Origin of the sequence: Kribbella sp. NPDC050470 (assembly GCF_044458365.1) — a bacterium.
Lineage (GTDB): Bacteria > Actinomycetota > Actinomycetes > Propionibacteriales > Kribbellaceae > Kribbella.
In genome coordinates this window covers 32868-49667 of the sequence record NZ_JBITHV010000021.1, presented here as the reverse complement: position 1 = coordinate 49667, position 16800 = coordinate 32868, and the positions used below count along the sequence as shown (strand labels likewise).

Here is a 16800-nt window from a genome sequence, read left to right as displayed (position 1 = left end):
CTCGAGGGGGTAGTCGATGACTGAGGCGCGGCGGGCGACGTTGCGGGACATTGCGACGGCTCTCGGGCTGTCGGTGAACACGGTGTCGCGCGCGCTCGGCGACAAGGACAGCGTCAGCGCGAAGACGCGTGCGGCCGTGCAGGCCGAGGCGGCCCGGATCGGCTACGTGCCGAACACGCTGGCCCGGTCGCTCGTGCTCGGCTCGGCCATGACGCTCGGCCTCGTCATCACCAACCCCTCCAACCCGTTCTACGCGCAGCTCATCAGCAGCATCGAGCTCCGGGTCCGCGCTCAGGGGTACTCGCTGCTGCTGCTCGTCACCGACGAGTCCGCCGAGAACGAGCAGCGCGCCACCGAGGCGTTGCTGCGGTCCGCGGTCGACGGCGCCGTGGTCGTGCCGGTGCAAGCCGAGTGGGACCACTGGCGCCGGGTCCGCGACACCGGCATCCCGCTGGTGTTCGTCAACCGGGACGTGCCTGAGCTCGACTGCGACATGGTCGGAGTCGACAACGAGCGGGGCGCCTACGAGGCGACCAGCCACCTGATCGCGGGCGGCGCCCGCCGGCTGCTGGTGCTGGAGGAAGACCTGCCGATCACCACCACCGCCGACCGGGTGGCTGGCTTCCGCCGCGCGATGGCCGACGCCGGCCTGAAGGTCGCCGACGACCTGATCCGCGCCGTCCCGACCAAGCGCTACGACTCGCTCGCCCTCCCCTGGCAACCCGAAGAGGCCTACCGCTTCGCCCAGACCCTGCTCGACGACGGTCATCCGGACGCGATCGTGACCGGCAACGACTACTTCGCCCTCGGCCTCCTCCGCCTGCTGGCCGAGCACGGTCTCGCCGTCCCCGACGACGTCGCGATCACCGGGTACGGCGACCACCCGTACGCGGCCTACCTGCAAACACCCCTCACCACAGTCCGCCTGCCCGCCGCGGAGGTCGGCACCACAGCCGTCGATCTGCTCATGCAGCGGCTCAAGAGCAGTGGCTCCGAGCGGCCGCGGAAGACGCTGATCCGGCCGGAGCTCGTCGTACGGGCGTCTTCTAGTCTGACTCCAGCCAGGCTCTGACCGACTCGTTGTGCTCGCCCAGTCGCGGCGGCGGGAGGTTGGTCTCACGGGCACCGGCGTACGGCTGGTCGTCGAAGCGCAGCGGCGGGCCGGGCAGCTGGATCTTGCCCAGCGTCGGGTGCTCGACGTCGATCAGCAGGCCCTGGGACAGCGTCTGCTCCCACTCGTAGACCTGCTGGAAGTCGCGCACCTTCCCGGCCGGAATCCCCTTGTCCGCAAGCCGTTCCAGCCACACGTCCGCATGCTCGGTCGCGAAGGCAGCCTCGATCGCGGCCGTGAGCTCCGGCCGATGCGCGACTCTGGCAGCGTTGACCGCGAACCGCTCGTCCGCCGGGTCGAGCCCGACGATCGGCGCGAACGTCCGCCACTGACCTTCGCTCCCGACCGCGACCTGGACGATGTAGTCCTTGGTCCGGTACAGCCCGTACGGCGCGATCTGGGCATGGTGGTTGCCGACCCGCTCGGGCAGCTCGCCCGCGACCGTCCACTTCGTCCCGTGGAACGCGTGCACCCCGACCACCGAGGCCAGCAGGCTGGTCCGGACGACGCGGCCCTTGCCCGTGATGGATCGCTCGTGCAACGCGGCCAGCGCACCGTAGGCGCCGTACATCCCGGCCAGCAGGTCCGCGATCGGGACACCGACCTTCGTCGGCTCGACCGCGCCGGTGATGCTCATCAGGCCGCCCTCGCCCTGCGCGATCTGGTCGTACCCGGCCCGGCCGCCGTCCGGCCCGTCGTGGCCGAACCCGGTGATCGACAGGATCACCAGGCCCGGGTTGAGCTCGTGCAGCCGCTCAGTCGAGAAACCGAGCCGGTCGAGCACGCCGGGCCGGAAGTTCTCGATCAGCACGTCGGCCCGCCGGACCAGCTTGGTCAGGAAGTCCTTGCCGTCGTCCGACTTCAGGTCGGCGGTCACCGACTCCTTGTTCCGGTTGGCCGACAGGTAGTACGTCGACTCGCCCTCGACGAACGGCGGTCCCCAGCCCCGGCTGTCGTCCCCGCCCTCCGGTGTCTCCACCTTGATCACCCGCGCGCCGAGATCACCCAGCATCATCGCGGCATGCGGCCCGGCCAGCGCCCGGGTCAGATCGACGACCACCACATCAGACAGCAGATTCTGCACCCCGTCACCCTAGGCGAGACGCCGGATTCCAGCCGTGACGCGCTTCTCACGACGATGAACCGTTCCGGGACTTCGTACGTGTAACGAAGTGAGGATCCACCTCACCGCCAGGAGGGGCACCATGTCAGCACGCACCGGTATTACCGCAGCCGCCGTCATGCTCGCGGCCGCCGCGTTCGGCCTATCGACCGCGACCGCGGCGCCCGCGATCCCGCTGAACGGCGAGCAGGAAGCAGCCGCCGCCGATCCGGACGGTCACGGGTTCTTCACCTACACGCTCGAGGGCACCACCTTCTGCTGGACCCTCAGCTGGCAGGACATCGAGACCCCGACCGCCGCCCACGTCCACCTCGCCCCGCGCCACATCGCCGGCCCGGTCGTGATCCCGCTCACCGTGGCCACGAACCCATCATCCGGCTGCACCACAATCAGCACCGACCTCGCCACCGGCATCACCACCGACCCGAAGGCCTACTACGTCAACGTACACAACGCGCCCTTCCCAGGCGGCGCCATCCGAGGCCAGCTGAAGTAGGCCCACGGTCAGCGTCCCCGCCGGCGGGTGCCCTTGATGGTCAGGTCGTAGGTCGCCTGGACAGAGAAGCTGCCCTGGCGTCCTTTCAGTACCAATCGCTGCTGACCTGGCTCGAACGGCCCGGCGGTGAACCAGATCCCACAGCCGAACACCGTGTTCCGGCCCGCCGGGAACCCGGCTGGGTTCCCGGCGGCGGCGACGAACTCGAATCGCGTGGCGTCGACCGCCGTCACCTCTGGCGCCGGGTCGATCGACACCGTTCCGTCGGCCGAACTGACGAATCCGTCGCAGTCGTCCGCGTCGGTCGCGGCCAGGTTCACCAGCGGACCTGCGATCGGTACGCCCGCCGGGACGGTGCACCGCCGATGAACGGTCCCGCCGAAGCTCCCGGCCACCAGCCACACACCTCCGGCCTGCCCTCTCGCGCAGTGGGCGCCGGTCGAGTCTGTCACCGGATTGATCTCTTCCGGCAACGTCGCCCACGTCCACCACTTGGCTTGGAACTCCGGCGATCGAACATCGACAGCCTGACCTGAGGTGGAAGGCTTGGGCGTTGTCGAAGCCATCGATGGCGGCGGCGGTTCACTGCTTGTCGACTCACCACTCGTTGCCCGCCCCTGGGCGGCGCAGGCCGGCAGTGTCAGGACGAGGGCCAGTGTGACGATGGTCGTTCGCTTGAGCACAGCGCAGCGTAACCTGCGCCGAGTTGACTTCAGGCTCTGACCTTGCGGGCCAGGGAGGCGAGGCGGTGGGTCACGTCGCGGGGGCGTTCCTGCATGAGCATGTGGCCGGCGCCCGGGTACATCCAGAGGCGGGCGGTCGGGAGCTCGGCGGCCATCCGGTTGGCGTGGCGGGGTGGCAGGAGGCGGTCGCGGGTGCCGTGCATGATCTCGACCGGGAGCTGGTCGAGCACCTTCAGCGCGTGACCGCGATCGTGCTGCAGGATCGACTCGAAGAAGCCGCCGTACGACGGTCCCGGCACGACGGCGAGGTCCGCCAGGAAGAGGTCCACCTCGGCCGGGTCCACCTTCTTGCCGAACACCATCTGACGCAGCGCCGGACGCTGCAACCGCGCGGCGGTCAGCTCGACCGCCCGCCGGCCACGCGCCGCGGTGACCTGAGCCGCGCGGAGCGCCTTGCGCTCGACCCGCGCACCCACGAGATTCACCGCCCGTGGCGCGAAGGCCACCGCGGCCGTGTCGAACCGCTTCGGGATGCCCAACGCGCCCGAGCTGGCCTGGCCGGACGTCGTACTGACCAGCGCCGCGGCCTTGATCCGGGAGCCGAACACCTCGGGGCGCCGGTCCGCGAGCTCCATCAAGGTCATTCCGCCCATCGAGTGACCGGCGTACACGACCGGGCCGTCACCGACCACCGTGTCCAGCACGGTCATCAGGTCGTCGGCCAGCTGCTCGATCCGCGTCGACCCGGCCGGCGCCGCGTCCGACCGCCCGTGACCGCGGTGGTCGTAAGTGACAACACGTACGGCGTCCTGGCCCAGGACCTCTGGAAGCGCCTCGACCTGGTTGTGCCAGGACCGCGTCGAGCAGGTCCAGCCGTGGACGAGCAGGACCGTCACCGGCGCGTCGTGCGGTCCGGTCGTCTCCACGTTCAGTCTGAGCCCGTCGGTCGTGGTCACGTCCGACCGGTTCGCCTGGATCGTCACGCAGTCTCCCGTTCCCGAACGCCCGCCGCCAGGTGGGCGGCACGCAGGCGACCACCTCGGGCGCCGCGTCCGACCAGCCAGGCGATCCCGGCGATCTCCAGCAGGCCGACCACGCCGAGCAGGGCGTAGCCGCCGTTCCACATCCATCGTGGCACGTCCGTCCGTTCCTCGCGCCGCAACACCTGCTGCTCGTCGATGAACTCGACGGTCCGGCCGTCCGAGACCTGCACGGCCGGCTTCTCGATCGCGGCGTCCTCCGGCGCGTACACCCACATCGACACCAGGTCGCGCTGCCCCTGGTGCAGCCGGATCATCGACTTCCACTTGCCGAACATCGGCAACGCGTCCGCCGACTGGTAGGTGCCATCGGCAACCTTCTCCATCCGGTGCGTGACGAACCCGGCACCCTGCCACGCCATCGCCTGGAACCAGCGCGCGCCCTGGGCGGCGCCGGCCGGCTCCAGCTTGACCGTGACGTACGCCGTCGGCTCGGCCCCCGTGGCCACCCGCTCCAACGACACGGTCGCGGACACGCCCGGATCGGCCGAGCGCGGCACGCAGAAGAACACGGTCCCGAGGACGACGGCCAGCCCGACGGCGCCGAGTTGATGAGTACGGCGGACCACGGCCGGGCGCGCGTTCCGGATCCCCGTCGCGCGCTCCTCTCCGGCCACCTCGGCGTACCGGATGGCGAGCCAGGCTCCGACCATCCCGGCTCCGATGCCGGCCAGGACGCCGTACCCGATGGCGGACGGGAGCATCGACGACGGCCACGGGATCGGCATCCAGACGTGGCTCCAGGCGTACTCCGCGACCACGCCGACGGAACCGATCAGGGCGCCGGCGACGATGCCCAGGCGGAAGCGGTTCTTGTTGCCCAGGGCAAGCGCGACGGCCTCGACCAGGATCGCCTCGACGATCAGCAACGGGAAGTGGCCGAGGATCCCTCCGAGCGGCTGGTCGACGGCCCAGGCGATGCCGCCGCGGATGACCAGGTAGACGGCCAGCGCGGCGAACGTCGTACCCGGGCCGCGCCGGGCGCGCAGCACGGTGAAGGCGAGCGCGGCGCCGAACGCGATCAGGATCGGGTGCAGGACCAGCGGGAACTGCGGCACGCCGTAGTTGAACTCGGTGCTGAACAGGTCCCACGCGATCAGCAGCGCGCCGACCGAGACGAGCTCCTGGAACAGGCGGCGCTTGTTCGGGCCCATCAGCTGTTCGACCTCCGCGATCGCCAGCAGGCGGGCGAAGATCGAGAGCACGACGCCGCCGATCATCAGCAGGTGGGTCGGGCCCCACAGCGTGACGTCCTCGCCGAACAGTCGGTGCCAGACGTCGTCCATCGGGAAGCCGACGAGAGCGAACGTGCCGCACACGGCGACCAGCGCTGCGCTGCACGGGATCCGCCAGCCCTTGGTCAGCTTCAGCGTGCGAGCCGGCAGCGGCTTGCGGGCGAGCGCGATCGGGAGCACGCCGGACACGATCACGCCGAGGATGCCGAAGAAGATCGGGTAGTGCGCCGGCGTGCCGAACGGGCCGGTGTCCCGGCCGCGGGCGATGTGCACCGCGATGTCCCACCAGACCCCGAAGGCACAGGCGAGCAGCGAGATCGCGTGCAGGTACGGCGTCAGCGCGGCCCATCGGGGGACTCCGTCCAGCCTCCCGATGGTGTCCGCAAACCGTCCTACCAGCGTGACGCGTCCGGTCCGTTCCCGCCACAGGAGGACGGCGAGTGCGACGTACAGCAACGAGACGAGGCCGGTGACGATCGCGATCTGGTCGAACGTCGCCGTACCGGTGGTCGCCAGCGGGATCGCCATCAGGGGTGCTCCTTCACCTTGGCTCTACACCATCTATGCACCATGCGGAATGTTACATCATCTATGTAACGTGGAGTCTGGAACACTGTCAAGCGTGGAGACACGAGACGAGGAGCTCACCGTCGACCAGCTCGCCGCCAAGGTGGGCATGACGGTCCGCAACGTGCGGGCGTACGCCGGACGCGGCCTGATCCCGCCGCCCCGGCTGGTCGGCCGGACCGGGTACTACGGCGCCGACCACGTCGCGCGGTTGACGCTCGTCCGCGAGCTGCTCGGCAAGGGCTACACGCTGGCCGCCGTCGAGCGGATGATGAGCGAGCTCCCGGACGGCGCGCTCGCGCTGGGCGTGTTCGAGACGCTCGTGAACCCGTGGACCCCGGCGGAGCCGGAGGTGCTGGACGAGCACCAGCTCGCCGAGCGGGCCGGCGTACCGCACGACCCGGCGGTGATCGCGCGGCTGGTCGAGCTGGGGATCGCCGAGCGCCAGGAGGACGGCCGGCTCCGGATCCCGAACCCCGACCTGCTTCGCACCGGGCTCGAGGTGATCAAGCTCGGCGTCCCGATGCAGGCGATCTTCGACATGCTGCCGAAGCTGTTCGCCCAGGCCGACGCGGTCGCCAAGATCTACGTCGAGCTGTTCCGCAGCACCGTCTGGCGCGAGTTCGCCGACGCCGGCCTGCCGGCCGAGGGCTGGCCGGAGATCCAGCGCACCCTGGAGAACATCATCCCGCTGGCCGGCCAGGCCCTGGTCGCCGCCTTCCGCGAGGCGATGGCCCGCGAGATCGAGGTCGTCGCCTACGAAGAACTGGGCCTCGACCCCAAAACGGCCCTCCCCTCCACCGGGTAGCGCGAGTACGCTCGAAGTGCTTGAGGGGTGCGGTATGGGGGAACTTCGGGTAGCGGAGATCATGAACCGGGCCGTCGCAGCGGTGCGGCGGGACACCGTGTTCAAGGACGTTGTCTGTGCGTTGCTGGCCAGTGACGCTGGGGCAGTGCCGGTGGTGGACGACGGCCGCCCTGTCGGTCTGGTGACCGGCGAGGCTCTGGTCGCCAAGCTCGAGTTCCACGGCGGCAACGACGCGCGGCCGATCCTGGGCGGCGCCAAGGCACGCGCTCGTTGGCATCAGGCGGCGGCCCGGACCGCAGGCGACCTGATGTCACCGCCCGCTCCGACGGTGTACGGCGACACGCCGATCGGCCGGGCGGCCGCTCAGTTAGCCGCATCCGGGCAGCCGCTGGTGTGTGTCGTCGAGAAGAACATGCGACTGATCGGCGTACTGACCTCACGCGAGCTGCTCAGCGTCTACCAGCGATCCGACCAGAGCCTGGCGGCGGAGATCCAGGCGCTCCTCACCCCGCACGCCCAACGCCCCGCCCGGTCCCCCGCCCCGGTCAGCGTCCAGGTCGACCACGGCGTCGTCATCCTGGACGGCTCCCTAACCTTCCGCAGCCGCGCCGAACACGCCGGCTACACCGTCGCCCACATCCCCGGCGTAGTAGCCGTCCACAACAACCTCACCTACGACCTGGACGACCTAGCCATAACCGGCTTCTAACGCCACCACCTCCGCCACGAAAACGGACACCGCCTCCGGCGGCGCCAGTTCCCCTGAGCCGCAACCGCGCGACAAGCCCACGCAATCACCGCGGAACCAACCCGGCAGGTGCGTGAGAGCCCGGCCGCGGCACGCAAACGCCCAGGTCCGAGTCGCACCAGCCGACGCAAGGCGGTCGGATGGCCGGACCGGACACTGGCACTCTCGCCGGAGGCGTGTTCGGGCCGGTGGCGCGGACAGCGAGACAACCCCGCTCGAACTCTCCGTAGCTCCAGTGGATAACCACGCGTGTTGTGGGTTCTCTGCTCGTATACAAGCCGAGAACCCACCATTCGAGTGGATAACCCTCGAACGTCGGACGGCCGGACGAGCCACTGGCGCTCTGGCCGGAGGCGGAGTCGGGCCAGGGGCGCTAGGAGCGTACAAGCGGTGGGATGGTGGTGACGGCACCGTGGCGGGGTGGACGACGTGAGCGACCCGGTCAGGGTTCGAGACGAAGATTGCTCTGTACTGCGGGGGATTTGGCTGGGTTCCTTCGGGCCTCGGGAGCACCTCCCGGCGCCGATCACCGCTGACCGCAACCCGGCCCGGCGCGACGCCGAAGACGCCCAAAGCACGGCCACGGCCGAAGGCCTTGTCCCTCGCCGGGAGCACCTCCCCGCCGCCGATCGCTTCCGAGTACACCTTGGCTCGGTGCGCCGTCGACGGTTGCCGACGTCAGCCTTCGGGAGCAATGAGCGCTGATGCGAGATCGGTGTGGATGAAGTCCTTTCCCTTGAACAGCAATGGTTCGCCCGCCTCTTTGGCCAACGCGTACGCGAAGCAATCGCCGAAGTTGAGTCCAGCCGGATGACCGCTGCCCTTGCCGAAGTCGCGGTATGCCTCGCGCGCTGTACGGGCCTGCGCCTCGGTGACCGGCTCGACCAGAATCTCTGCGGCGGCGACGAGCTCGTCGAAGCGACGGCTCACCACCGGGTCGCGAGCGCTGTCCATCACCACTGCCGCCTCCAGGAAGTTGGCCGCCGAAATCCGCCGCGAGGGAGCAGCTTCGATCGCTTCGGCGAAGTCAGCCGCATCCGGCTCCGCCCGCAGGATCGCGATCAGTGCGGAAGTGTCGATGATCACCGAGGCAACCCGCTCTCGTCGTACAACAGGTCTCCATGCTCCGCGGTACGCAAGGAGTCGGGCAGGCGGTGGGCTGTGTCTGCACCGATCGCCAGCAACCGATCGGCGAGGCCGGCGCCACGAAGACGCCGCACCCGCGCAAGACGTTCCCGAACCGCGGTGTCCACCGCAGCCGTCTGGGATTGCCCCGTCAAGCGCGCCAGCTCACGCACCAGCTGATGCGTGTCCTCGTTCTTGATGTTCAGGCTCATTCATCCACCTTTCTACCCAGCCAGACTACCATTCTACCCAATGAACAGGTTTCCGTGACCACCTCCCCGTCGCCGAGCACCTCCGACGACAACCCGGCTCGGCGCGCCGCCGAAGGCGGCCAGGGACAGCCGACAGAAGGCCGTGTCCGTCCCCGGGACCACAGCCCCGTCGCCGAGCACCTCCGTCCACGACCAGGCTCGGCGCGCCGCCGAAGGCGGTCAATAGAACAGCCGCGGCCACAGCCCGTGTCCTTTCCGGCCGTGCTCTTGATCGCCGTGCCCCGCCTGACCGCAAACGATTGCATTAGGATGTTTGTATGATTGCTGCCGCGTTGACGACGCCGTTTGGCCGGGCTGATCAGGTGGATCTCGGGGGTGTGCGGGCGCTGGTCGAGCATGCGGTCGGGGGTGGGGTGCCGGCGGTGTTCGTGGCGGGGACGAATGGCGAGTTTCCGGCGCTGGATGATGGTGAGCGGCTCGATGTGATCTCGGCTGCGCTGGAGGTGGCTGGTCCGGCGCGCGTGATCGCTCATGTCGGGGCGGCGACGACACGGCAGGCGGTTCGGTTGACGGCTGAGGCGCGGCGGCGGGGAGTCGAGCGGCTGGCGGTCATCACGCCGTACTTCGTTCCGGCTGGGCCAGAGCGGGTCGTCGAGCACTTCGAGCGTTGCGCCGCGGCGGCGGACAGGGCGGACGTGTATGTCTACGTGTTCACGGCGCTGGCCGGGACCGTCGTACCACCCACGTTGCTGACCAGGATCGCCGCGATCGACGGCATCGTCGGGGTGAAGGTCAGCGGCGCCGGGACGGATGTCGTACGGGCGTACTCGCAAGCGACCCCGCCCGGCTTCGAGGTCTGGTCCGGCAACGACGCCGAACTCCCCGAGGTCATAGTTGCCGGCGGCACCGGAATCGTCTCCGGCAACGCCGGTGCGCTCCCCGCCTTGTTCGCCCAGTTGCTCACCGGGTACGCCGCCCAGCCGGCCGTCCACTCAGCGGTGAAGACGGTCGACGGCAGCATCGCCAACATCAAGCACCTGCTGGATCTCCAGGGCCTTCCCGGCGGCCGCTGCCGGATGGCGATCGACCCACCAAACGCCGACCGCCGAGCGGCGCTGGCTCGGCTACTTGCGTGACACGTCCTGTGACTCGCGACGGTTGCGGAACAAGAAGAAGGTTCCGCCGGCGACGATCACCACGATGATCGCCGCGCCGATCACGACCCAGGTCGTGCCGGTGTAGTCGTCCGGGTCCGCGTCCTGGGCGCCCGGCGGGTTCGGGTTCGGCGACTCGGTCGAGCCGAGCGTGGGACTCGGCGTCGGGTCGGCGACCGGCTGAGCCGCCGCCGCGCTCACCGGCATCACCATCAGCAGGAGCCCCAGCAGAACCGTACTCAGCACTTTGGCTCTCATGCCCGCCCGGTGCCCATCGGCAAACCACTTCATGTAGTAAAATCATGCTGTCGGCCTTCGGATCACGCAGCGATCTGCGTGCGTTCGGAGGCTTTTTTCATGCCTTCCTACCGCTCATTGCTCCGCCATCGCGAGTTCACCGGGCTCTACCTCAGCTTCACGCTGCTGGTTGCCGCCAGCACGCTCTCGGGGTTCGCCCTGGCCACGCTGATCAACGCTCAGACCGGATCGCCGTTCCTGACCGCCATCAGCATGTACGGCGCGACGTTCGCGACCGTGATCGGCGCGCTCACCCTGATGTCGGTCGCCGACGGGCGCCGGCCGCGGCGGACCCTCGTCGTATTGCAAGGCGTATCTCTCCTGGGCGTCGCCGCACAGGCGCTTCCCGGGCTGCCGTTGACCGCGAGGTTCCTGCTGCTGCTCGTCGTCGGGTTCTTCCAGTCGCTCGGAACCGGCACGCGGCTGGGCTTACTCGCCGAGGTGGTCCCGGCCGAGTCCTATGCGCTGGCGCGTTCGCTAATGAACATCACGTCAGGCGGCATGGCGATCCTCGGGTACGCCGTCGGCGCCGTACTCCTGCAGTTGTTGGACCCGACCGGCGTGCTACTCGTCGCCACAGCGCTGACCGGGATCGGACTGCTCGTCGTAGCTGCGACCGTTCGCGAACACTCGATCCGGTTGACCCCGAGGCCCGGTCTGCGGCAGACGTGGTCGACGAACGTCGTACTGCTCTCGTCGCCCGGTCGCCGAGCGGTGCTGCTGAATCTGTGGGTGCCGAACGGGCTCATCGTCGGCTGCGTCGCGCTCTTCGTGTCCTACATCCCGGAACAGGCTGGAATCCTGCTGGCCGCGGGATCGGCCGGGATGCTTCTCGGCGACCTGACCGTCGGGCGCCTGCTCACCGGCGAGCAGCGGCGGCGCAGCGCGTTTGCACTGCGGCTGCTGCTGGCGGCGCCGTACCTGTTGTTCGTCCTCGAGCCGCCGATCGCGGTGACGGCGGCGGCCGTGTTCATCGCCAGCGCCGGGTACGCCGCCACGCTGCCGCTGCAGGAACAGTTGCTCGAGCTCACGCCCGACGCCGTCCGCGGACAGGTGCAGGGCGTCGAGTCGGCCGGGCGCATGACCTGGCAGGGCATCGGGGCCGCGATCGCCGGCGGTCTCGCACAGCAGTTGCCGACCGCGGTGACGATCACAGTGCTGGCCGCGATCTCGCTCGGGATCACGGTTCTCTCGCGGCCGTTCGTCGTTCGAGCTCGAGGAGGCGGTCAGCTCGTGCGCTGATGTCGGCCGCGGTGGTCAGGCCGTCGAGGTGGCGGCCGTACCAGTGCACCAAGCTCGTTGCCTCGCGCAACAGTTGGAGCTCGGGTACGGCGCGCCGCTCGGCCTCGGTCAGCGGGAGCCGGGCGAGGTAACCGCGCCGGAACGCATCGGCCGGGTCGAACGCCGCCATACCAACGGAGAGGTCCAACGCACGGTACATGGGTCCGGCGACCTCGAAGTCGAGGATCGCCGTGACCCGCGATCCGTCCATCAGCACGTTCGTCGGGAAGAAGTCCGCGTGGATGATGCTCCGCGGCAGGTCGGGCTGCTGTTGCACGGCTGCGAAGATCCACCGCACCTGCTCCCGCCGTACGGCGCCCTCCAGGCTCGCAATCAACTCCCCCGGATCGGGCACCCGCCGGTGCACCTTGGTGAGATCGCCGTCCCACTCGTCCCGCGGCGGGAGCGTCTGAGGGTCGAGGCGGGCGAGGGCCTCATCCAATTCCGCCAACGCCGCGCCACAAGCCTCAGCCTGTACGACGTCACCGCGCCGCGGATGCTCTCCCGGGATCCGCCGGCTCAGGCTGGCCGTGACCAGGTCGCCGTCGACCTCACGCCGTACGACGGTCGACCCGTCGTCAGCGGGGACCGGTACCGGCACCGCGAAGGACAGCCCGTCGAGCGCCCGCAGTACGGCGTGCTCGTAGTCCGGGACGGTCGTGTTGCGGTGGATCCGCAGGACGAACTCGTCCCCGACGAAGAAGGTCGTGTTGTTGGTCCCCTCCCCTGCCGCCCGGACATCGGACGCGCGGACGCCCCAGGCCTTCAGCAACTCCTCCACCGACCCATCCTCACCCCGATCTGCATAGCGGCGGGTACCGGGGTGCGGGACGGAACTGGGGGTTCCGAGGTCGCGGAGGGCAAGAGAGGACCTCGTCCGATGGCGGAGCTGGACACGTCCACACTGACACCGGAGCAACTGGCTCCGATGCTGCGCTGCTGGGCGGCCGGGATGGAGAACGTCGAGGCCGGGGTCGAGTTGCTGATCACCCACCGCTACTGGCTGGAGCGGGCGGACTTCCGGGCGACCTGCATCACCGCCGCCGACGACGGCTGGGGTCCGGACGGCACGATCTGCTCGATTGCCACGATCGACTGGGACGCGGTCACCGCGACGGCCAAGGACACCGACGCGCCGCCGGCCGCGGGCAGCGTGCTCCGGCTCGCGTGCGCGCTGGCGGACGGCGTCAAGCACGCCGTTGCGCTCGGTAAGGAGCTCCAGAACCTCGAGCCGGACGACGTACCGCTGATGCTCGAAGCCGTCGCTCACAGTACGGGGTGGCACCACACGGAGGGCGAACTCCGAGTCACCGGTCGTTTCGAGCAGTAGCCGCAGCGCCGCCGCTCTGTGCGGCGATTCTTTCCTCGCGGGACCGATCCGACGTACGTCCCTCTCCGAACCCTCAGTGAGCCCCGAGCGATGGCTAAGGGGTGGATAGGTACCGATATCGGTAATTTTCCGCATGTGCTCGAACCAAGGACTTGGGATGTTGGTCTAACCAGCCACAGAGTCCCCTCACAGTCAGGACCGGAACGATGAGCCGACAGATCCAGCTCCGCCGCAGACCACTGCGAACGCGCCGCACCACGAAGACGATCGACCTTCGTACGCCGTCAGGCCGGCCGCTTCCGTTCTGACTCCACCCGACCAGTCGCCCGAGAAACCCGTCCGATCATGAACCTCCGACTGCACGTCCACCGCACCTTCACCGGCGGCTGGTGCGCCGACATCGACGACGACAACGACCGCCAGCCCGACGACCCGTACTGGTGCGTCGACCAGTGGCCCACGCTGCACGCCGCGATCGCCGCCGGCTGCACCCAGCTGGCCGAGCTTGCCACCGGCACGCCGACCCGCGTCAGCGAGCAGTTCGTCCTGCAGGCCGCCTGACCTCCTGCTGTTCCTCCGCGGCGGCCTGCAGGTCGCCCAGGTCCGCGTCCCAGTCCTCGTACTCGTCGTCCGGCAACGTCGCCTCGTTGCGGCGGGCGATCCTGACGAACGCAAGGATCAGCAGGATCGGGCCCAGCACCATCGCGGTCTCGGGGATCCCTCCCATGTGCAGCGCGATCATGAGGCCGTCACCAACGCGATCCCGCCGGCGGTGAACGCGACCATCGCGGCCAGCATCGGGTACTGCGCCCGCCGCAGCTGCCGGCGCCGGAACAGTTCGGCAGCGCGATCATGCGCGGACACGACCCCAAGTATGTGTCCGAGCACGATCGCACCGATTTGGACCCCCGCAATCACCCCGGTCGACAGGAACGCGTAGTCGATCCGCGTCCCGCTCGTCCCGAGCAGGTCCCACCCGCGCCCGAACGGATCGGTCGCCAGCAGCACTCCCTCCTGCCCCTGGAACATCGCGAACGAGAAGTAGTGCGCGACCGCATACCCGATCGCGATCGGCACCAGCGAGTGCACGAACGCACCCGGCAGCCCCGCCCGTCCCACAGCACCGGGCCGGACGCGGACCGCCCCGGTCGTCCGCGCGGCCAGCACGAAGAGCACCGACACGATCGCCACCGAGACGATCAAACCCAGCGTGTGTACGGCGATGTGCTGCGGCCGGCCGAGATCGCCGGCCAGCTGGGTCCAGGCGGACCAACGAGAGATGCCGTCGAAGGCTGTCGATCCGAGCAGCAGGCACGACAGCCCGACGATGCCCGGTTGCTGCGGCATCGTGGCCAGGCCGGCCAGCGGGTTCCGTAGGGCGAGGCGGCCGTCTGCGCCGCGCCCGAGTGGGCTCAGTCGCGCCAGCACTTCGCCGTACACCTCGAAGGTGTCGCCGATGCGGAACCAGGCCGGTCCGTAGACGATGCCTGCGGCAACATTCAGGACGGCGTAGCCGGTGACGAAGATCGCGACGACGAGGGGGTTGGAGCCTTCCGGGCAGGCGAGCTCCAGCCAGAGGAAGCCGGCCAGCCCGGCGACCGCGGGCCAGTAGGCGATCCCTTCGGGAAGTCGCCAGTACGACGTACGCCGTACCAGGCCCGCGATCGTGCGGAACGGGTTCGCGAGTCGCCAGATCGGGCCGCAGACGAGGGAGAGCGGGATGATGCCGACCCAGCTCCAGACGTAGAGCCAGGTCGGCGCCGGATTGAGCGCCGGCGAACTGCTGCCGAACCACGCCGCCCCGAGCAGCAGTGCGAACGCGACCAGTCCGGCCAGCTTGAGCACGGCGCGGGTCTGTCGATTGTCGACAATCCGCGTCAGCGCGTTGAGCGGCCGACCGCCGGCGGTGTCGAACTTCGGCCGCGACCAGAAGGCCGCGAGGGCGAAGAAGGAGACGGCCACGGCCGCGCCGGCGGAGTAGACCGCCAGCCACAGCGGCACCGGCAGATCGCCGCGACCACCGATCCCGTGCATCGGAACCAGCAGTTCCACCACGGCACCGCCTCCGATCAGCCGGCTATCTGACTGATCGAATGTAACACGATCAATGTCACATAGTGAGAGTCTGATACTCGTTCGCGTCGAAGTGGCTCGTCAGCTGCCGGAACCGGAACGTGAACGACGGCCAGAGCGTGGTGTTGCGGCCCTCGGAGTCGAGATACCAGCTCGTGCAGCCGCCGAGGGTCCAGATCGTGTTGCGCATCGACGATCGAACGCCGTCGACGAACGCCCGCTGGACCTCTGGCCGGACGTCGACCTCGCGCAGTCCGTCGGCGTCCATCGTCTTCAGCGCGTCCAGGATGTAGGCGATCTGGGACTCGATCATGAACACCATCGAGCTGTGGCCGAGGCCGGTGTTCGGGCCGATCAGCATGAAGAAGTTCGGGAAGCCGGCGACCGCCGTACCGAGGTGGGCCGCCATGCCGTCGGACCAGGCCTTGCGCAGGGAGACGCCGTCGCGGCCGTGGACCATGTCCATCACCGGCAGGTCGGTGACCCGGAACCCGGTGCCGTAGATGATCGTGTCGACCTCGTGCTTCACGCCGTCCGCGGTGACGATCCCGGTCGGCGTCACCTCGGCGATGTGGTCGTTGACCACCTCGACGTTGGGCTGCGCGATCGCCGGGTAGTAGTCGTCGGAGATCAGGATCCGCTTGCAGCCGAGGGTGAAGTCCGGCGTCAGCTTGGCCCGCAGCAGCGGGTCGCGGATCTGGTGCTCGAGGTGCTTCTCGGCGACCTTCTGCGCCTGCCTCATGATCGCCGGCAGCTTGGCGAACCCGAGCACCAGCGACTCCCGGCCCCAGTAGGTACCGACCCGGATCGCCTTCTGGACAAGGGGAAACCGGCGGAACACCGCCTTCTCGGCCGCGGTGATCCTGCGATCCGGCCGCGGCATCACCCACGGCGGGGTGCGCTGGAACAGGTGCAGCTCCTCGACCTCGGGCTGGATCGCCGGCACGAACTGGATCGCCGACGCGCCGGTCCCGATCACCGCCACCTTGCGACCGCTGAGGTCCAGGTCGTGGTCCCACCGCGCCGAGTGGAAGACCGCACCCTCGAAGGACTCGATCCCCGGCAGCTTCGGGTACGACGGCTCAGCGAGCGAGCCCATCCCCGACAGCAGGAGCTGAGCGGTGAACTCGCCCTGGCTGGTGCGGATCCGCCACTGACCGTCCTCCCAGTGCGCCGACTCGACCGCATGGCCGAACCGGATGTGCGGACGGACGCCGAACCGGTCGGTGACGTCGCGGAGGTAGTCCTCGATCTCGGGTTGCGGGGAGAACGTCGACGACCACTCGGGATTCGGGGCGAAGGAGAACGAGTACAGGTGCGACGGGACGTCACACCGGCAGCCCGGGTAGGTGTTGTCCCGCCAGGTCCCGCCGACGTCGTCGGCCCGCTCCAGTACGACGAAATCGTCGTACCCGGCCTGCTTGAGGCGCACCGCCATCCCGATCCCGGCGAATCCGGTCCCGACCACGACGATCCGGTGGTGAGAGCTCGCCTGCGCCATCGGGAACCTCCAGCCT

The 16800-nt window shown here is 69.2% G+C and carries 19 protein-coding genes; 8 read left to right on the top strand and 11 right to left on the bottom strand.

Annotated elements, in window-relative coordinates; genetic code table 11:
• Window positions 1-16: 16 nt before the first annotated feature.
• Window positions 17-1072 (top strand): LacI family DNA-binding transcriptional regulator, encoded by a 1056-nt coding sequence (locus tag ACIBGM_RS43290; RefSeq protein WP_360524184.1) that lies wholly within the window; start codon window positions 17-19, stop codon window positions 1070-1072.
• Here the strand turns inward: ACIBGM_RS43290 and ACIBGM_RS43285 are convergent.
• Window positions 1047-2195 carry a CaiB/BaiF CoA transferase family protein gene (locus ACIBGM_RS43285; protein WP_396388870.1) on the bottom strand — a complete coding sequence of 383 codons (1149 nt, stop codon included), beginning with the start codon at window positions 2193-2195 and terminating at the stop codon, window positions 1047-1049. The genes ACIBGM_RS43290 and ACIBGM_RS43285 overlap by 26 nt on opposite strands.
• A gap of 121 nt (window positions 2196-2316) precedes the next feature.
• Here ACIBGM_RS43285 and ACIBGM_RS43280 point away from each other — a divergent pair, with 121 nt between their 5' ends.
• Window positions 2317-2730, top strand: a complete 414-nt coding sequence (locus ACIBGM_RS43280) for a CHRD domain-containing protein (protein WP_396388869.1) — start codon at window positions 2317-2319, stop codon at window positions 2728-2730.
• 8 nt (window positions 2731-2738) lie between these two features.
• On the opposite strand, the gene ACIBGM_RS43275 is transcribed toward ACIBGM_RS43280, so the two are convergent.
• The 3 genes from ACIBGM_RS43275 to ACIBGM_RS43265 all read right to left on the bottom strand — a co-directional run bounded on the left by ACIBGM_RS43275 (window position 2739) and on the right by ACIBGM_RS43265 (window position 6216).
• Window positions 2739-3125, bottom strand: a complete 387-nt coding sequence (locus ACIBGM_RS43275; protein ID WP_360524192.1) for a hypothetical protein — start codon at window positions 3123-3125, stop codon at window positions 2739-2741.
• 317 nt (window positions 3126-3442) lie between these two features.
• The gene (locus ACIBGM_RS43270; protein WP_360524195.1) at window positions 3443-4396 is read right to left on the bottom strand and encodes an alpha/beta hydrolase; all 954 of its coding nucleotides are present in this window, start codon (window positions 4394-4396) and stop codon (window positions 3443-3445) included.
• Window positions 4393-6216, bottom strand: coding sequence for a hypothetical protein (locus ACIBGM_RS43265; RefSeq protein WP_360524198.1), 1824 nt, complete (start codon window positions 6214-6216; stop codon window positions 4393-4395). Before ACIBGM_RS43265 ends, ACIBGM_RS43270 begins: the two co-directional genes overlap by 4 nt.
• Before the next feature lie 94 nt (window positions 6217-6310).
• Here ACIBGM_RS43265 and ACIBGM_RS43260 point away from each other — a divergent pair, with 94 nt between their 5' ends.
• Window positions 6311-7063, top strand: coding sequence for a MerR family transcriptional regulator (locus ACIBGM_RS43260; protein ID WP_396388868.1), 753 nt, complete (start codon window positions 6311-6313; stop codon window positions 7061-7063).
• Between the two features lie 34 nt (window positions 7064-7097).
• The gene (locus ACIBGM_RS43255; RefSeq protein WP_396388867.1) at window positions 7098-7772 is read left to right on the top strand and encodes a CBS domain-containing protein; all 675 of its coding nucleotides are present in this window, start codon (window positions 7098-7100) and stop codon (window positions 7770-7772) included.
• Between the two features lie 717 nt (window positions 7773-8489).
• On the opposite strand, the gene ACIBGM_RS43250 is transcribed toward ACIBGM_RS43255, so the two are convergent.
• On the bottom strand, window positions 8490-8897 hold the full coding sequence (locus ACIBGM_RS43250) for a type II toxin-antitoxin system VapC family toxin (protein WP_396388866.1): 408 nt from the start codon (window positions 8895-8897) through the stop codon (window positions 8490-8492).
• Window positions 8894-9148: a type II toxin-antitoxin system VapB family antitoxin gene (locus tag ACIBGM_RS43245; RefSeq protein ID WP_360524210.1), complete on the bottom strand. Its 255-nt coding sequence runs from the start codon at window positions 9146-9148 to the stop codon at window positions 8894-8896. The genes ACIBGM_RS43250 and ACIBGM_RS43245 overlap by 4 nt, the downstream gene beginning before the upstream one ends.
• A gap of 317 nt (window positions 9149-9465) precedes the next feature.
• On the opposite strand from ACIBGM_RS43245, the gene ACIBGM_RS43240 reads away from it, so the two are divergent.
• On the top strand, window positions 9466-10284 hold the full coding sequence (locus tag ACIBGM_RS43240) for a dihydrodipicolinate synthase family protein (RefSeq protein ID WP_396388865.1): 819 nt from the start codon (window positions 9466-9468) through the stop codon (window positions 10282-10284).
• Here ACIBGM_RS43240 and ACIBGM_RS43235 read toward each other — a convergent pair.
• Window positions 10273-10560, bottom strand: a complete 288-nt coding sequence (locus ACIBGM_RS43235) for a hypothetical protein (RefSeq protein WP_360524216.1) — start codon at window positions 10558-10560, stop codon at window positions 10273-10275. The genes ACIBGM_RS43240 and ACIBGM_RS43235 overlap by 12 nt on opposite strands.
• Window positions 10561-10659: 99 nt before the next feature.
• On the opposite strand from ACIBGM_RS43235, the gene ACIBGM_RS43230 reads away from it, so the two are divergent.
• Window positions 10660-11841, top strand: coding sequence for an MFS transporter (locus ACIBGM_RS43230; protein ID WP_360524224.1), 1182 nt, complete (start codon window positions 10660-10662; stop codon window positions 11839-11841).
• On the opposite strand, the gene ACIBGM_RS43225 is transcribed toward ACIBGM_RS43230, so the two are convergent.
• Complete coding sequence (locus ACIBGM_RS43225) at window positions 11780-12661, bottom strand: phosphotransferase (RefSeq protein ID WP_360524227.1); 882 nt, start codon at window positions 12659-12661, stop codon at window positions 11780-11782. The genes ACIBGM_RS43230 and ACIBGM_RS43225 overlap by 62 nt on opposite strands.
• Before the next feature lie 99 nt (window positions 12662-12760).
• Between ACIBGM_RS43225 and ACIBGM_RS43220 the strand changes: the two genes are divergently transcribed.
• Together ACIBGM_RS43220 and ACIBGM_RS43215 are read left to right on the top strand one after the other, a co-directional pair.
• A complete protein-coding gene (locus ACIBGM_RS43220) occupies window positions 12761-13210 on the top strand; it encodes a hypothetical protein (RefSeq protein WP_360524230.1) in 450 nt (149 codons plus the stop codon).
• Between the two features lie 345 nt (window positions 13211-13555).
• The gene (locus ACIBGM_RS43215; RefSeq protein ID WP_360524233.1) at window positions 13556-13771 is read left to right on the top strand and encodes a hypothetical protein; all 216 of its coding nucleotides are present in this window, start codon (window positions 13556-13558) and stop codon (window positions 13769-13771) included.
• Here ACIBGM_RS43215 and ACIBGM_RS43210 read toward each other — a convergent pair.
• From ACIBGM_RS43210 to ACIBGM_RS43200, 3 genes are read right to left on the bottom strand one after another with little or no spacing between them, the layout of a single operon-like run.
• A complete protein-coding gene (locus tag ACIBGM_RS43210; protein ID WP_360524235.1) occupies window positions 13740-13952 on the bottom strand; it encodes a hypothetical protein in 213 nt (70 codons plus the stop codon). The two genes, ACIBGM_RS43215 and ACIBGM_RS43210, sit on opposite strands and share 32 nt — an antisense overlap.
• Window positions 13949-15262, bottom strand: coding sequence for a hypothetical protein (locus ACIBGM_RS43205; RefSeq protein WP_360524238.1), 1314 nt, complete (start codon window positions 15260-15262; stop codon window positions 13949-13951). The genes ACIBGM_RS43210 and ACIBGM_RS43205 overlap by 4 nt, the downstream gene beginning before the upstream one ends.
• A gap of 58 nt (window positions 15263-15320) precedes the next feature.
• Window positions 15321-16784 (bottom strand): flavin-containing monooxygenase, encoded by a 1464-nt coding sequence (locus ACIBGM_RS43200; RefSeq protein WP_396388864.1) that lies wholly within the window; start codon window positions 16782-16784, stop codon window positions 15321-15323.
• Window positions 16785-16800 lie beyond the last annotated feature (16 nt).

Excerpts from the sequence above, each read along its gene's own strand:
- ACIBGM_RS43290 (WP_360524184.1), top strand. The coding sequence starts at position 17 with ATGACTGAGGCGCGGCGGGCGACGTTGCGGGACATTGCGACGGCTCTC.
- ACIBGM_RS43280 (WP_396388869.1), top strand. The coding sequence starts at position 2,317 with ATGTCAGCACGCACCGGTATTACCGCAGCCGCCGTCATGCTCGCGGCC.
- ACIBGM_RS43265 (WP_360524198.1), bottom strand. The coding sequence starts at position 6,216 with ATGGCGATCCCGCTGGCGACCACCGGTACGGCGACGTTCGACCAGATC.
- ACIBGM_RS43255 (WP_396388867.1), top strand. The coding sequence starts at position 7,098 with ATGGGGGAACTTCGGGTAGCGGAGATCATGAACCGGGCCGTCGCAGCG.
- ACIBGM_RS43245 (WP_360524210.1), bottom strand. The coding sequence starts at position 9,148 with ATGAGCCTGAACATCAAGAACGAGGACACGCATCAGCTGGTGCGTGAG.
- ACIBGM_RS43240 (WP_396388865.1), top strand. The coding sequence starts at position 9,466 with ATGATTGCTGCCGCGTTGACGACGCCGTTTGGCCGGGCTGATCAGGTG.
- ACIBGM_RS43235 (WP_360524216.1), bottom strand. The coding sequence starts at position 10,560 with ATGAGAGCCAAAGTGCTGAGTACGGTTCTGCTGGGGCTCCTGCTGATG.
- ACIBGM_RS43230 (WP_360524224.1), top strand. The coding sequence starts at position 10,660 with ATGCCTTCCTACCGCTCATTGCTCCGCCATCGCGAGTTCACCGGGCTC.
- ACIBGM_RS43220 (WP_360524230.1), top strand. The coding sequence starts at position 12,761 with ATGGCGGAGCTGGACACGTCCACACTGACACCGGAGCAACTGGCTCCG.
- ACIBGM_RS43215 (WP_360524233.1), top strand. The coding sequence starts at position 13,556 with ATGAACCTCCGACTGCACGTCCACCGCACCTTCACCGGCGGCTGGTGC.
- ACIBGM_RS43210 (WP_360524235.1), bottom strand. The coding sequence starts at position 13,952 with ATGATCGCGCTGCACATGGGAGGGATCCCCGAGACCGCGATGGTGCTG.
- ACIBGM_RS43200 (WP_396388864.1), bottom strand. The coding sequence starts at position 16,784 with ATGGCGCAGGCGAGCTCTCACCACCGGATCGTCGTGGTCGGGACCGGA.